Here is a 15,580-nt window from a genome sequence, read left to right as displayed (position 1 = left end):
GCGGCGGGCGACGGTCAGCGGCTGTCCCACAGCATGCGGACGCACCGGAGGATCCGCATCATGGGGCCCCGCCACAACAAACGGGGCAGGAGCGCCGGAAGCCCGTAACAGCAATGGGCCACCGCCCTGAACCATTGATCCACCCGGTGATCGGTAGCGCACTACTGCATGCATCGTTCCGGCCGGTGCCTCCGGACTGAGCGAGTGGCCGAGAGTAGAGCCAAATCTCAGGTCCTGCCAGGATGCGAGGCCGTCGCGGAACCGCAATCCCGCACCGACCCGGACGTCCGACCGCTGGATCAGTGGCGTGATCGGTGCGACACCGCGCCAGCCTCCGTCCCACGGCGAGGCTGTCCACTCCGGACTTTTCGGGGCCGGTGCGCGCCGCCGCCGGAACCAGTCCACGATGCCCACCGGTCACCCGCCCTCGTTCATCCTTGTGTTGATCCGGGCGATCTCCCGGACCCAGCTTTGGCGCTCGTGGTGTTCCATGTCGAGGATTTCCGCACGCGGCCAGTGGAAGTGGTATGCCACATATGCGACCTCCTCGTGCAGCCGCGTGGCCGCGTACGTCACGATTCCCCCAGGCGGCTCCCGGCCAGGTCCACCTCGAAGCCCGCGCCGCAGGAGGGGCACGTGACAGCGGCCCTGGTGTGTCCCTCGCTGTTGATTCGGCGGTAGAAGTCCTGCAGGAAGGCGATGTCGGTGGCGTACATCTGTTCGACCACGCCCGCGTGGATCTCGCCGACCGTGCCCAGTGCGGTGATCACCTGGCTGAGCAGCACCACGCTCAGGTACGCGGGATTTTCCTTGACCCGCAGGTCGATCTGCGGACGCAACTCGTCGCGTGCGGTCGCCAGCCGCATCCGGCCGTGGCGGTGCACGGTGCCGTCCTGGTCGACGTACCCACGGGGCAGTTCGAACTCGAACTCCGTGCGGGAGCTGGACTGCGGGGCCTGTTTGGTGGGCGCGACAAGGTCGTCGAGATCGGCCATGCTCACGGTACGGCGCCTCATTCGACCACGATCTCCTCGAACGTGATGGTGACCTTCTCGGTCGCCGCGGTCGACTCGCCCGCCTTCAGCGACGGACCCTCCCATTTGGACGCCCAGCCCTGCATCAGCTGGATTCGCCGGACGGTCTGGCCCTCGGTGTCCTTGATCTCGATGGTGAGGTTCTGCCGTGCGGTCTCCACCGCACCCTTGTTGAGGGTTTCCTTGATCCAGGTGGTGAACTCGCTGCTCTTGTCCAGGCCACGGGTGATGGTCACCTCACCGCCCTTGCGGGCACCGGGCTGCTTGCGGATCAACGGCTTGCCCTCGGCGGTGACCTGCTGGGTCTCCACCACGTCCTCCTCCACGGTCAGCCCGCTGACCTCCTGGATGGACTCGACCAGATACCCGCCGAGCTGTACCCCGAAGATGTGGGTGGACAGCGCATCGCCTTCTGCCATGGGGTCTTCTCACCTTCACTCGTTGACGAGACTGGTGCTGTCGGAGAACTGGGCCAGCCGGAACACCACGAACTCCGCGGGTTTCACCGGTGCCACCCCGATCTCGCAGATCACCTGACCGAGATCGATCGACTCAGACGGGTTGTTGTCCCGGTCGCACTTGACGTAGAAGGCCTCCTCGGCGGTCCGCCCGAACAGCGCTCCGCGCCGCCACTCCTCGGTCAGGAACGCGGTGACGTTGCGGCGGATGCTGGACCACAGCCGGTCGTCGTTCGGCTCGAACACCACCCACTGGGTGCCGAGCAGGATCGACTCCTCCAAGTAGTTGAACAGCCTGCGCACGTTGAGATACCGCCACGCCGGGTCGGACGACAGCGTCCTGGCGCCCCAGATCCGGATGCCCCGGCCGGGGAACGCGCGCACGCAGTTCACGCCGATCGGGTTGAGCAGATCCTGTTCGCCCTTGCTCAGCGAGATCTGCAGGTCTATCGCGCCACGGATCACCTCGTTGGCTGGTGCTTTGTGCACACCGCGTTCGGCGTCGCTGCGCGCCCACACTCCGGCCACGTGCCCGCTGGGCGGTACCGTGATCGTCTGGCCGCTCACTGGGTCGAACACCTTGAGCCACGGGTAGTACAGCGCGGCGAACCGGGAGTCGTAGCCTGCCTCGTCCTGCCGCCAGGCCCGGACCCGTTGCGCGGCCAGGCCCGGCGGGGTGTCCAGGATCGCGACCCGGTCACCCATCTGCTCACAGTGCGAGATCACCGCCAGCTGCACCGCTTTCACGCCATCGGCGTCGATCAGGCCGCGCTGGTGGGCGCTCATCAGATCTGGCACGGCCACCATGGTGATCTCGTCGATCGTTTCCAGACCGCCGAAGCCGGTACGGTCCGCGACATCGCCCACGTACTCCTGGGTGTCCACTTTGACCGGCGCGTCCGCCGGCAGAGCAGGGGCGGGCACCATGACCGACTGCTTGTCCGGCCGGGTGAGCGTCGTGCCGGACTGCTCGCTGACCTCGATCAGCTTGGAACGCTCACGAACCTGGTTGACCACATAGTTCTTGATATTCCTGCGGGTGGACACGTCAAAGGTCTCGACCACCTTGCCGTCCTGACGGACCAGCAGCTTGAACCGGTCGTCCGGCGGGTTCTCACCATCGGCGTCCGCGACCTCCACTGAGATCTCCCCGGTCGCGGACGGCAACGCCGCGACCCGCAGTCCACCGAGGACAGCAGGCACCGGCGCGGCCGGTTCCGTCCGCTCACCCGCGGCCGCCCCGCCAACCCGGACCACATAAGCGGTTCCGCCACCGTTGGAGAAGTAGCCGTACACGGAGTGCGGCAGATAGCAGCCCTCGACGAACCCGCCGAAGAGCTGCACGTACTGGTTCCAGTTGGCCACCAGAGTCGGCTGGTGGAACGGCCCGCGCTCGGCGAACCCGACGAAGGCGGCCACCGCGGTGCCGACCCCCTCGATCGGCCGGGCTCCGGACTGGACCTCCTCGACGTACACGCCCGGGGAGAGGTACGACGGCATGCTCGCTCCTTCGTGTTCCCGTTGCTGTCACTACAAATCCTGATCTCATCCGATGCGGGCCGACAGGGCCTCGGGTCCCCCGGCGGGGGCACCGCGGATGCCTCCCGGGGATACTGTGCGGCCTACGGGAATCTCAGCGGCTTGTCCAAGCCGAGCTGCTCGAAGAGCTGGAAGGCCGCCAGTGCCAGCGGTTGGAGGTCACCAACCAGCCGGTCGCCGCGCATCCTGCGCAACTCGACGATCAGCGCGGCGACCCGCTCGCCGTCGGGTTTGCGAACCGTGTCGGGCAAGGTGCCGAGCCCGCCGAGTGAGGGATGGATCACCGACCAGTCTGCTTGCTGCGGCATCCCCGGCTGAGCCGGGCCCATCTTCTGGTCGTCCCTGAGCAGGTCCCAGTTCTTGAGCCGGTCGACCCCCTCGGCCATGCCCTCCAGCCAGATGCGCCGGGTCAACGGCAGGGTGACCGGCGGCCGGTTGCCGACATCCCCGCGTTCCAGGGTGTTCGGGTAGACACGCGCGTCGGCGTCCTGCACGGTCATGCCGGCGGCGGTCATCGCGAGCGCGATGAAGCGCGCCGCGTCCTCGTGCAGATACTCCTTGATCTCCCGGGGCAGCAGCGAGTAGTTGTGCCCGAAGTCGGTGCGGGCGAGCATGCCACCGGCGATCGACTTCGGATTGGCCCCGTCGCCCAGACTCGCCGCGGTACGCAGGTAACTGCCGACCAGCGCGAGCAGCCCCACGAGCCCGGCGGTGTCCATGGTGGTCAGTTGCGGATCTGCCTGTATCGCCCCGCGGGCCGCGTGGATGGAATCGATCATCGGTGTCGTCCCCTCCGTGAACATCTGAGTCGCGGCTCTGGAGCCCTCGCTCGGCGCGGGCTGGACGAGGAACTCGATCAGGTCCGCCAGGGTGTCGATGCGCAGGCCACCGGTCACCTGCGGGGTGAAGCTCAGTTCCTCGCCGTTGAGCGGGTAGATGCGCAGGTTCGGCCGGGAGGTGCCGCCGCCCGATGTGCGTACGTCCTCGGATCGGACGTACTCCCTGCTGCGACGGTCGTTGAGGAACCTGGCCATCTTGGTGATCGCCTTGACCACCCGCTCGACCTGGCCCGACGACTCCAGTGGATCGGTCACCCACTCCAGCTGGGATCCGCCGGAGGGACTCACGTCGGCGGTCAGGGCGAACCTGTCGCCCCTGAGGATCAGGCTGCCCTTGGAGAGATTGGCGCCCAGCAGCGGCCGTTCGGTGACCCGCGAGTCGACCATCAGCGACTGGACCGCGGCATTCCACGGACCGGTGCCGGATATCAGCTGGAGCGACTGGAGCTTGGTCTCGCCGACCGGCGTCGGTGTGTCCCCATTGAGCCACGCCTGTTCCAGCGCATCCGCCGTTTGGGCCAGGTCGCCCGCGGTCAACCAGTTGGTAGGGACGTTGCGGCGGCGCGAGTTGACTATTCTGCGCAGCAGCTCGACCTTGATGCGCTGGTCACGGGCCGCGAGCTGCTGATTCTGCACGGCGGTGGCGCCCGCGAGATCGCTGACGTCCCGGACGTTCCACTGCGCCTCGAACTCGAACCCCACCCGGCGCTGCACGGTCTCGTCGACCGGATGTCCCCGCGGGTACGGCTCGGCACGCTGGACCGGTGCCTCTCCGGACATCGCCCGATGGGCGTTGGCCTCGGCGGCCTGCTCGAACCGGTCGGACGGGTCGCTCACCCGCAGCCCCGATCCATTGTCCACCCCGGACACCGGGCCGCCGCGCTGCTGAATCACGTGGGTGAGCTCGTGCGCGAGAGTGTGCGGGTCGGCGCCGCCTCGGCCGATCACCACGTGGTTTCCGGAGGTGTAGGCACGGGCCCCGATCTCAGTGGCGGACCGCTGAGCCGCGGCGCCGGTGTGCAGCCGGACGTCGGAGAAGTCGGCGCCGAGCCGGGCCTCCATGTCCTGCCGTACCGGTTCGTCCAGCGGCCTGCCGGACGAGTTCAGGACACTTTGGACCATCCCGGCCACCGCCTCGTTGCCGATGGCACGTTGCAATGCGAAGATCCCCTCGGGCGCGGCAGGCTGGACAGGCGGGGTTTTCGCCTTCTCGGTCGATTCGTCGTGTGCGTGCACTCGCGCCTCCTTCAGTGAAACGGGGCGAACTCGCTGTCCAGCAGCAACCGGCCGAGTTTGCGGTACTCCTGGCGGATCGCGGTGATCAGTTCCACCGTTCCCACTGGACAGCCTGTGTCGGCGGCCAAGTACGCCGCTGTCACTGCGCACGCACGGATTGAGCCACCGGTGAGCTCGAACTTCTCGGCACAGAAAGCGAGGTCCAAATCGTCCGCGCGAGGCAGCGCAGTGCCGAGGCAGCGGTCCCACAGGGCAAGCCGGTTGGCCTCGTCGGGCACCGGGAAGTCGGCGATCACGTCCAGCCGGCGGGTGAACGCCTCGTCCAGGTTGGCCCGCAGGTTCGTGGTCAGCACCGCGATTCCGTCGAAGGATTCCATGCGCTGCAACAGAAATGCGGACTCCAGGTTGGCGTAGCGGTCGTGGGCGTCCTTGACCTGGGAACGTTTGCCGAAGATCGCGTCGGCCTCGTCGAACAGCAGCACGCCTTGCACGGCCGCGGCCTCGGCGAAGACCCGCTCCAGGTTCTTCTCGGTCTCGCCGACGTACTTGTCGACCACTGTCGACAGGTCGACCACGTACAGGTCCATGCCCAGTTCGGCGGCTACGACCTCGGCTGACATCGTCTTGCCGGTTCCGGACTCCCCCGCGAAGAGTGCTGTGACGCCACGACCCCGGCCACCGCCAGGACGCATCCGCCAGGTGCCGAGCACATGATCCCGGTGCCGGGCCCGGACGACCAGCTCGGCGAGTTGGTCGCGGGTCTGCTCGGGCAGCACCAGATCACTCCAGCCGACCGAGGGCTCGATCCGGCGGGCCAGCTTGTCCAGCCCAGCGGCGTTCTGTGCCCGCACACCGGCCCTGATGTCGCCCGCGCTGATCGGACGTGCGTCGAGCATCGCGTTCTGGGCCGCTACCGAAGCGGCACGCTGGATCTGCTCGGGTCCGAGCCGGTACGGTCCCGGTTCGCTTGTGATCTCTCCGGCAGAGCCGGCGAGTGCCGCGCCCCATTCTGCCTTGCGTTGAGCCGCGTCTGCCGGTTCTACGGTACGCGAGACCGGGGTTCGCTCACCCCACAACGGGTCCCAGCTTCTTTGCCCATAAAGGATCAACGGCACATCGGAAGTTCGAGCGACCAGCTCACGCAACACTTTTTTCTCACCGAGAGAATCCACCGGGCCGAGCACGATTCCAGCACCGCGCAGGCGCGCTTCCCTGACCACTGCCGCCAACGCGTCGCCCAGCCGCAACGGATCCAGGACCAGGCTGGGACAGCCCGCCGCGGTGAGCACTGGCACTGCAAGCCTTTCTCCACCGCGCAAATACAGCAGCCGCACACCGGCTTTCACACCAGCACCGAGCTTCGCCACGACAGGATCGTCCGATGCGACAGTCCGAATGCGACAGAAATCCACTATGGACGAGTCCAGCTCGTTGTCTCCCAGCAGATAAGCAACGACCCGGTCCGGTACCCGCAGCCCGCGTGCCAGTGCCGGACTGTCCTGTTCCAGGATGTCGATCAGGCCACCGGAAACCAGCGGTGAGTTTGGCGCGAGCCGGAACCGCGCGGCTCCTGCCGCCTGAAGCCCGCACAGGTCCAGCACGAGGCCGATCGTCGCCCGGCGCCGGGTCATGTCGTCGTTGAGGTACGCGTAGAGCCGCTCGAACCGCGGATCGACGTCCGGCGCCAGTGCTATGAGCAGGAATCGCACATCCAACGGGGTAAGGCCGAAGTCCTCGGCCAGTTTGCCGAGCAGCGGTCCGGGTTCGTTCCACGGCGGCATGACCGGATTCCCCGCAAGGATCCGGTCCACCGCCTCCGCGGTGAGATACAGACCACGGTACGGATCGTCCGGCATGGGATCACCCGCTCGCCGGGCCTGGATCGCCTGTCGGACCCGTAGTTCCACATCGACAAGCGCCGTAAGCACCTCACTGCCAGTCATGGACCCGCCCCCGTCCGTCTGCGTCGCGCAGGCGGCGCCGGTTTCGGCCGCACGACAGCGAATCCTTCGCCCTGAGCGGTCGTGGTGCCCTCATAACGCAGATGGCGGTCGGTGTCGGCCCGGAGCACGACCCCCTCGGTGACCGGCGGTCCCGCGGACGTCCGCGGCCCGGCGAGCGGGGCGGTCACCTTCAAGTCGATCGCGGGTTTGAGTTCGCCACCGAGCGCGGACCAGACATCGGTGGCGGCCCGCCCCTCGGTCACCGGTCCGGCCGTCTCCAGCGGGATCGGCATACCGAGCTCGGCCAGTGTCCCGGTCAGCCACTGTGATCCGATGGCATCCGTGCGGGTCAGGCAGATGAGCACCTGCGACAGCAGCCGATGCTCGTCGGCCGGCCGGTTCGTCCACGCTGTCACCAGATACGACAGCTGGAACCAGCGTGGCCGGTGCCGCCAGCCGACGATCATGCCCTCGTCGTCGTGTTCCTCGGTCGTGCCGGTCCGCCGGCGGGACAAGTCCTCATGGATGTCGTAGAGGAAGACGTTGACCGTGGGGGCGTTTCGTTTGGCCGTCCAGTCCCGGGTGGGCGCGTCGAAGGCGAGCTCACCCCCGCCGCCCGGCACGCCACCGTCGGCCAGCAGCCGCCTGATCGCCTCGTCGACCTCGTGGATCATCTGCGCACCACCATGTCAGGTGGCCCGAAAACACCGGCCACGACAAGGAAACGAGTCGTCACCGGGCTGAATCCGGGGCCGGTCGCGGTGATTTCCCGCCGCCCGGTCTGGTCCTTGGGCAGGATCAGCAGTTGCGCGATGAACCGGCCGTTGACCGCAGGCCGGGTAGGCACTGCGGACGCGGTGATACCTGGTGTCCAAGTGAGCACAACCGGCACACCTGGCGGGAAGTCGTTGCCACGCACGGAGGTGACGAAGCCTGGTTTGCCGATCGCGGGCACTGCGACAATACGCGGCTGGAGCACGCGGAGTGGAGCGGTAACGGCGTTGTCAGCAGGGTTCGCGTCGGTTCCGGTGGTTCGCAGAGTGCCGGACACCACGGTGTTGATGGCCGCCTTCGGCGTGAGCACAATCCGCACCACCTGGGACGTACCTGGTGCGAGATCGGCGAGAGCACAACCGGTCGCAGTGCATCCCGGTGTCACGGTTCCGATCGGAACCTGCGCAGGCAACGCGATGGCAAGGTTCAAGCCAGTGGCGGTGGAGTCACCACCGTTGCGTGCCGTGTATGTCACGGTCACCGTGCCGCCGACATAGCCAGGCGTGGGTTGAACGGTCACAGCCAACGCGGGCCCTGCCAGAGGTGGGGGCGGTACCTCGACAGGAACCAGCGTCTCGGCAGTGTTGTCCGCGGGTTGCGGATCTTGCACAGCGCCGGTGACCGACCACGTAACCTGGTGCGTTCCTTGCGTCACGCCGACCAGGACCACGGTAACGCCGATGCTCTCACCTGGCGCCAGCACGCCGAAGTCGCACCGGAGTTCGGCGCATGTGCCTCGATCCGGTTGTATCCCGTCGAGCCGGACACCTGGCGGCACGGTCAGGGTCAGCACGGTTCCCGGCGAAGGCGCAGGTCCTCGGTTGATCACTGTGATGCCCACGGTCTGGCTACCGCCCACCGGCACGACCGGTGTGCTGGGCGGGGCCAGGACCGCGAGGTCTACTGTCTGCTGCCAGCTCGGCTCCTTCTGCCTGCCGGGCAACGAGTCCGTGATGAAGGTCAACTGTCCGTTCGCGATTGTCAGGACCACCAACGCTTCCGGTGAAACCGGCGCGGCGGCCCGGCGGGTGGTCAGCACCAGCTGCGTTCCGTCCGGCGAATAGGCGACGTCACGCGGCTGGAACGGCCCGCTGGGCGCGGCGATCGGCCCGGCGCAGGAGGACTGCCCGGCGGGCAACAGCACCCGGCACCCGGACCCGTTGGCGGACACCACAAGTATCGCGTCGTCCTTGCGGTTGAAGGCGACCTGGGTGCCGTCCGGAGAGAACGCCGGGCTGTCGTCGATCACCGCGCACTCGGCCCCGCAGACCGCGGCGGTGAGGTCACGCTGGTCACCGAGTGCGGTCGCCGAAGCGATCCAGATGTGTTTGTTGGCAAGCGATCCGCCGATGTCCGCGACACGCGTGAACGCGATCGAACCACCGTCGGACGACCAGACCGGCTGGGCGTCGTCCAGGCGCTGGTCGACCGCGGGCAACGCGCTGATCACCTGACCAGTAGCCACATCGGCGACGAAGACCCGGCTCGGGCCGCCAAGCGAGCGCCGGGCGAACGCCAGCAACCGGCCATCCGGCGACCAGGTCGCGTCGGTCTCCTGATCCCCCGGCGCCCGATCGGACAGTGGCAGCGGAGCGGCATTGCCGCCGTCCGGGTCGGCCAGCCAGATCCGTTGCACGCGCAGGCCACCGACGTCCTCGAAGCGGCTCACCGCGATCCGCCTGCCGTCCGGGGAGTAGTTCTGCCGCTCGGTCCACGGATCGAACCCCGGCCGTGGCTGGAACAACCGGTCCGGGTTGGTCGCGGCCTCCGGGTCCTCACGCAGGACAGCCAGACCGAGGTCACGCGGATCGGTACCGTCGGGCAGAACGTCTTGCAGCGTGGCGGTGAACCGGTCGGCAGCAGTCGTCCTGGCCACGACAAGCCGTCCCTGCGCCCAAGTGGGCGAGTCGATGGCCCGGTCCTCGACGAGCAGCAGTTGCGGGAACGTGGTCACCGGCAGACCACCCGAAGTGTCTACTTGGTACACACGGTTGACGTCGTCGCACACGCACACCTGGTTCGGGCTGACGAACAGCAGCAGGTCGCCGTCGGGCCGCCAGGATGGGGAGAACGACTGCCAGGCCGCCTGATCACCGCCGAGCACCGGGATCCCGGTCTGGTCGCCGTCGATCATCCGCAGCTGCCTGCCCGGCGGCCCGAGATCCACTGTGTACGCGATCAGGTCGGCACGAACGGGATTCCATGACGGCTGACCGGCTCCGCCCGCAGTGGTCAGCCTGCGCGCCGGGCCACCTGCCAGCGGTTGCCGGTAGATCTCGGACACGCCGTCCTGATCGCAGGCGAACGCGATCTCGGTGCCGTCCGGGGAGAACGTCGGACTGCTCTCATTGGCCGGAGTGTCGGTGAGACGGCGCAGGCCGCTGCCGTCGCTGCCGATCAGCCACAGATCCCGTTGCACGCCAGCGCCCGGCTGTGCAGCGTCGAACACGACAGACCGGCCGTCCGGGGACAGTTGCGGATGAGCGGCGTCGAAGCCGCTGGTCAGCTGCCGAATCGCGCCCCCGGCTTCGCGCAGGTAGACCTGCGGGCGCGCCGCGTCCCGCATGCTGGTGAACACCAGCTGCGTGCCACGAGCGGCCGGCTGGTCGTCCATATGGGTGGGACCAGGACCCAACAACGGCACGGACTGTTCGGTGCTCACGGCCGCGCCGAGGCTGCGGTGTTGTGTCCCGGCGAACAGCACCCGGCCCGTGGTCGGAGCGTCCAACGGTCCGACCACGGGCTGGGCTGCCACACTCGCTGAACTGGCCACTGTGGACATCAGGAGCGCAGCCGCGGCGAACGCCCACGGCCGCGACGGCATACCCAAATCCCAGCCCTCCTCGCGCAGTGCCTCTGTCGCGATCCTCGCTGGACCGGACACCCTGTGCCGAGGCCCCGGCAGGCAATTGCGCGGCAGGCCGTCATGACCTTTCGGGCAAGGGCGTCAGATCAAGCCGTGCCGCATCACGTATCCGACCGCGTGTGCCCGGTTACGCAGGTTGAGCCGGGTGATGACCTCATGCAGGACGTTCTTCACGGTGCGCTCCGAGAACGAGGTCTTCGCGGCGATCTCGGCGGTGTCGAGTCCTTCGGCCACCAGCCGCAGCATGTCCGCCTCGCGTGCGGTGAGCGTGGACAGCGTCAGCCCCCGTGGGTCGAGAACCTTGCGCTGCAACCGCCCCACCTGGTCGAGCAGCCTGCCGAGCAGGTCACCGGGCAGCACACCTTCGCCCCGCGCCAGCGCGGTGATCATCGTCACCAGCCGGTCCTGGCTCGCCTCGGAACGGCGGATCAACGCCGCCACTCCACATTCCACCGTCGTGTGCAACACGTTGTGCTCGAACTGGCCGACCATCAGCCCGACACGTGCCCTGGAAGACCGTTGCAGCCTGCGCAGCAACTGGATCGCCTCGTCGTCCACACGGTCCACCACGACGAGCGCGACCGTGGCGCTCTCCTCCTCATCCGGACTCACCAGCACGACCTCAGGCCGGGAACGCAGCTGGTGCACGACCCCTGCCTCAAGGATCGGATCCTGGGCATACAGTGCGAATGGCACTCTCGTCATTCGTGTGCTCCCGTTCACCATGCCAGGGCGCCCTGTCACAGCCCTGGTTGCTCTGTGGGCAGTGCGATCACGCTCGCCGGGGCACCACTCGTGCCCACCGCCTGCCCTCTGTCCCCTGTCACGCGGAAGTCCGCCGCACCTAGCTTCGGGGCGTGACCACTTCCGCTGAGCTGGACCGCCCGACCGTCGTCGTCACGCCCGGCGGGGAAACGGCCACCACACTGACTGTCCGCAACGACAGCGACATCGTCGAGGCGTACGAGTTCGAAGTGCTCGGCGAGTGCGCGCCATGGACCACTGTCGAGCCGGTACGACTGTCCCTGTACCCGGGCACCAGTGAGAACGTGACCGTCCTGCTGCGCCCACCGCGCTCGCCGGACGTGCGGGCAGGCGAGGTACCACTGGGCATCCGTGTGCTTCCGGTCGAACGGCCGCAGACCGGGGTCATCTCGGAAAGCACCGTGATCATCGAACCGTTCCTGCTCACGGGCGCGGAGCTGGTCCCTCAGCGCAGACGCGCGTGGCGCCGGGCGCGGTACTCGGTGTTGTTGCACAACCTTGGGAACACGCCGATCACCGGATCGCTCGCGGCAGCCGATACCGAACAACAACTTCGGTTCCGGCTGCCCGCCCAGCTTCCCGAGATCGCCCCGGGCACACGCGAACCGATCAGGCTGCGGGCCCGGGCGCGCAAGTTGATCTGGTTCGGCAGGCCGGTCACCAGGGCGTTCCGCGTCGAGGCGGACCTGGCCGCCACCATGGTCACCGAGCCGGATGTACCCGAAAAGCACGCTCTGGACGGCGAATTCGTGCAGCTGCCGTTGCTGCCGCGCTGGCTGCTTGCGCTGTTGGCCGCGTTGCTGGCGCTGGTGCTCGCGTGGTTCGCGCTGGTACGGCCGGCGATCCAGAGTGCGGCCACCGAAGCCGCCGAGGACAAAGCCCAGCAAATCGCCCAGGCAGCCGGACAGCAACCCAGGACGAGCACCGGCGATCAGCCTCCCGGTGGCAGCGGCGGTGGCGGTGGGGCACCGAGCAGCCAGCCGCCTGCCAGCACTCCAGCGCCGGGGCCGCCGCCACCGGCCGGACTGGGACAGCAGAGTTCGGCCACCATCGAGGTCCGGACCAACCCCGGCGGACGTGGCACACGCAGCTACGTGGTGCCGGAGGGCAAGATCTTCCGGATCACCGACATCCTGCTGGCCAATCCGCAGGGCGACGAGGGCCTGCTGACCATCGTGTTCGGCGAGCGGACCATCACCACCATCGCGCTGGAGACGTTCCGCAACCAGGACTACCACTGGGTGACGCCGATCGAGGTACCCGCGGGCGCGATCGTGGACGCCACCGTGACGTGCAACAAGCCGGGCACCCCCGCCTCGGGCGTACAGGCCCGCAGCTGTCTGCAACTGCTGAACGTCAGCGGGGAGCTGGTCGACCAGCCGCAATGACCCATCTCACCTCGCCCCCTTCCGCGGTGCCGCCGGGATGTCCCACCAGCCAACTCCGCACGGCGGCGGGGCACCACGAAGACCAGCCCGCAGAAGTACTTCTTCGGTTTCTTCCGGCCGGTCTTCGCGGCATTGGGCCGAACGGGTCAACGACCGCAACTGTCTACTATGGACGATAACCGGCGTTCATCACACTTTTGCCACCTTACGTAACGTGTTGATCACTGACAGAATCGAGGGTCGATATCGATATCCAGGGGTTGATCCCACGATTGCGAGCGGCAGGCGAATGTCGGACACCGGCCCGGAAGCGGTGCGCGAGCCCGGGGACAACTTCGGTGACCTGCTCGCGCGTTATCGCAGATCAGCTCGGTTGACGCAGGAGGAACTGGCGTCCGCGTCGGGGATCAGCGCACGCTCGATCAGCGACATGGAGCGCGGCCGGGTCCGTGTGCCGCAGCGGCGGAGCGTCCAGGCGCTCGCCTCCGCACTCACCCTGGACACGCATGCGCAGTGGGAGTTCGTGCGCCTTGCCAAGGCAGGACGTGTCCGGACCGGCACCAGGCCCACCGGCACAGCCGCTACGCCGTCCGGCCGACCCCAGCAGTGCCAGCTCCCACCCGAGGTCGCCGATTTCACCGGCCGGGACAACGAGGTGGAGCAGACCCTGCAACTGGTCGGGGAGCACCTGCGCACCAACCTCCGGGCCACGCCCGTGGTCGTGTTGTTCGGCGCTCCCGGCGTGGGCAAGACGTCGTTCGCCGTGCACATCGGGCACCGGGTCGGCAAGCGGTATCCGGACGGCCGGGTGTTCGTCAACATGCGTGGCATCGACACGAATCCGCTCAGCGCGCACGACGCACTCGGACAACTGCTGGCAGCAATGGGTGTCGCGGCCGCTCATCTCCCCACCGGCGTCCACGGACGGTCCACTTTGTACCGTCAGCTGCTGAGCGAACGGCGGATGCTGGTGATCCTGGACAACGTGGCAGACGACGCGCAGGTCCGCCCGCTGTTGCCGGGCAGCTCGGGCAGCCTGGTGCTGATCACCAGCAGGCGAGTGCTGTCCGGTCTGGAGGCAGTCGGCCGGATCCAGCTGGATGTCCTGGACGCGGCCGCGGGCGTACGCCTGCTGGAGTCGATCATCCGGCCGGACCGGGCCGCCCGCGAGCTCGATGCCGTGCACCGGGTGGCCGAGCTGTGCGGAAACCTGCCGCTGGCGTTGCGGATCGCCGGCAACCGGCTGGCCAGCCGGCCGCGGTGGCCGATCGCCAACCTGGTGCGGCAACTGAACGACGAGCAACGCAGACTGACCGCCCTGACCGCGGGCGACCTGCAGGTACGCGCCGCGTTCGAGGTGTCCTACCAGCAGTGCGACGCCATCTCCGGCATGGTGTTCCGGCGGCTGTCGCTGGCGGGTGGCCCGGACGTGACCGTGGCACAGACCGCCGTGCTGGCCGAACTGGACGAGACCACCGCCGAGCGCCACCTCGAAGAACTGGTCGACGCCAGCCTGCTCGACACCGACGTACGAGAGGGCCGGTACATCCTGCACGACCTGCTACGGCTGTTCGCCGGCGAGCGGCTCGCGGGCGAGGACACCGCCGCCGACATCCAGGCGGCCGAGTGGCGGCTGACAGAATGGTTGCTGCGCAACGGGATTCGTGCCGCGAAGCTCCTTGCCCCGGACTGGTCAGAGCGCGATCCGGACGCCGTGGTGGACACCGCGGAAGACGCGGTGGAATGGCTGGACGACGAGCAGGCCCACTGGCTGGCCGCGTTGCGCCAGGCTGTGCGCCTGCGGTGGCACGCTGCAGTGCTTGAGTTCAGCTCCTCCGTACGCTGGTATTCCGCTCTGCGCAAGACCAGCGACGTATGGCGTGAGGTGTTCACCTATGGCGTCAACGCGGCCCGCGCGCTCGACCGCCGCCGAGACGAGGCCGAGCAACTGAATTTCCTTGGCTGGGCGCTCAACCTGGTCCCCGCACTGCACCACGAGGCGTACCAGACCCACCGCCGTGCGCTCGCTGTGGCCAGAGAAGTGGGCGACCGCATCGCAGAAGCGTGGTCCTTGATGCACAGCGGGCGAGCCGAACTGGACGACGGCAGGCCGGGCCGCTCGGTCGAGCTTCTGACCTCGGCGATCGCGGTGTTCCACCAGACCGGCCACACTTTCGAGGAGCACATCGCGTTGTCGTACGTCGGCCTGGCATTGCACGCCCTTGGCCGATATGAACAGGCCGCGGCCGCACACCGGACCGCCGTGGGCGAATTCCGGCGGACCGACTCGCTGTCGCACCGCAACCTGGTCGCGACCGGCCTGCAGCGACTGGCCGAGACACTCGAGGCGACCGGCGACTGGCAGACCGCGAACGCCACGTTCCAGGAGGCCGGCGCGATCGCCGTCGGTGTGGACTCCCCTGCAGTGGAAGCGGACGCCTGGTTCGGGTGCGGCCGGTGCCGCCACGAAATGGGCGACCTGCGTCCGGCTGAACGGCATCTGGACATCGCACTGAGCATCTACACCGACATCGGCGACCGCTGGAAGCAGGCCCGCGTACTGCAGCGGCGCGCATCCGTGCTCGACCAGACCAGACCCGCCCACGCCCGCGCGGACCGCGAACAGGCACTGGAGATCTGCCGGGGCCTGAACACCGCCAAGGCACACAGCCTGGCCGCCGCGTTGTCAGCCGCCATCAACGCATCCGAAGACCTCAGTTGATTGGCCCGGTCCATTG

11 protein-coding genes are annotated in these 15,580 nt (G+C 68.0%); 2 read left to right on the top strand and 9 right to left on the bottom strand.

Annotated elements, in window-relative coordinates; all coding sequences use genetic code 11:
* Positions 1–417: 417 nt before the first annotated feature.
* The 9 genes from JOF56_RS25895 to JOF56_RS25855 all read right to left on the bottom strand — a co-directional run bounded on the left by JOF56_RS25895 (position 418) and on the right by JOF56_RS25855 (position 11,394).
* The gene (locus JOF56_RS25895) at positions 418–576 is read right to left on the bottom strand and encodes a DUF6760 family protein (RefSeq protein WP_209642105.1); all 159 of its coding nucleotides are present in this window, start codon (positions 574–576) and stop codon (positions 418–420) included.
* Complete coding sequence (locus JOF56_RS25890; RefSeq protein ID WP_209642104.1) at positions 573–1,016, bottom strand: hypothetical protein; 444 nt, start codon at positions 1,014–1,016, stop codon at positions 573–575. Before JOF56_RS25890 ends, JOF56_RS25895 begins: the two co-directional genes overlap by 4 nt.
* Entirely contained in the window at positions 1,013–1,453 is a 441-nt protein-coding gene (locus JOF56_RS25885) for a phage tail protein (RefSeq protein WP_209642103.1), read from the bottom strand. Before JOF56_RS25885 ends, JOF56_RS25890 begins: the two co-directional genes overlap by 4 nt.
* 15 nt (positions 1,454–1,468) lie before the next feature.
* Positions 1,469–2,992: a phage tail sheath family protein gene (locus JOF56_RS25880; RefSeq protein WP_209642102.1), complete on the bottom strand. Its 1,524-nt coding sequence runs from the start codon at positions 2,990–2,992 to the stop codon at positions 1,469–1,471.
* A 122-nt stretch (positions 2,993–3,114) separates the two neighbouring features.
* Complete coding sequence (locus JOF56_RS25875; RefSeq protein WP_209642101.1) at positions 3,115–5,106, bottom strand: eCIS core domain-containing protein; 1,992 nt, start codon at positions 5,104–5,106, stop codon at positions 3,115–3,117.
* A gap of 11 nt (positions 5,107–5,117) precedes the next feature.
* Positions 5,118–7,049 (bottom strand): ATP-binding protein, encoded by a 1,932-nt coding sequence (locus JOF56_RS25870; RefSeq protein ID WP_209642100.1) that lies wholly within the window; start codon positions 7,047–7,049, stop codon positions 5,118–5,120.
* Positions 7,046–7,723, bottom strand: a complete 678-nt coding sequence (locus tag JOF56_RS25865; protein ID WP_209642099.1) for a Pvc16 family protein — start codon at positions 7,721–7,723, stop codon at positions 7,046–7,048. The genes JOF56_RS25870 and JOF56_RS25865 overlap by 4 nt, the downstream gene beginning before the upstream one ends.
* Positions 7,720–10,647, bottom strand: coding sequence for a DUF11 domain-containing protein (locus tag JOF56_RS25860; RefSeq protein ID WP_209642098.1), 2,928 nt, complete (start codon positions 10,645–10,647; stop codon positions 7,720–7,722). The genes JOF56_RS25865 and JOF56_RS25860 overlap by 4 nt, the downstream gene beginning before the upstream one ends.
* A gap of 123 nt (positions 10,648–10,770) precedes the next feature.
* Positions 10,771–11,394 (bottom strand): helix-turn-helix transcriptional regulator, encoded by a 624-nt coding sequence (locus tag JOF56_RS25855; RefSeq protein ID WP_209642097.1) that lies wholly within the window; start codon positions 11,392–11,394, stop codon positions 10,771–10,773.
* Positions 11,395–11,546: 152 nt separating this feature from the next.
* Between JOF56_RS25855 and JOF56_RS25850 the strand changes: the two genes are divergently transcribed.
* On the top strand, positions 11,547–12,842 hold the full coding sequence (locus JOF56_RS25850) for a COG1470 family protein (protein WP_209642096.1): 1,296 nt from the start codon (positions 11,547–11,549) through the stop codon (positions 12,840–12,842).
* Positions 12,843–13,131: 289 nt separating this feature from the next.
* A complete protein-coding gene (locus JOF56_RS25845; RefSeq protein WP_209642095.1) occupies positions 13,132–15,564 on the top strand; it encodes an ATP-binding protein in 2,433 nt (810 codons plus the stop codon).
* Positions 15,565–15,580 lie beyond the last annotated feature (16 nt).

This window comes from Kibdelosporangium banguiense (assembly GCF_017876405.1).
GTDB lineage: Bacteria > Actinomycetota > Actinomycetes > Mycobacteriales > Pseudonocardiaceae > Kibdelosporangium > Kibdelosporangium banguiense.
This window is presented reverse-complemented; position numbering and strand designations above follow the sequence as displayed.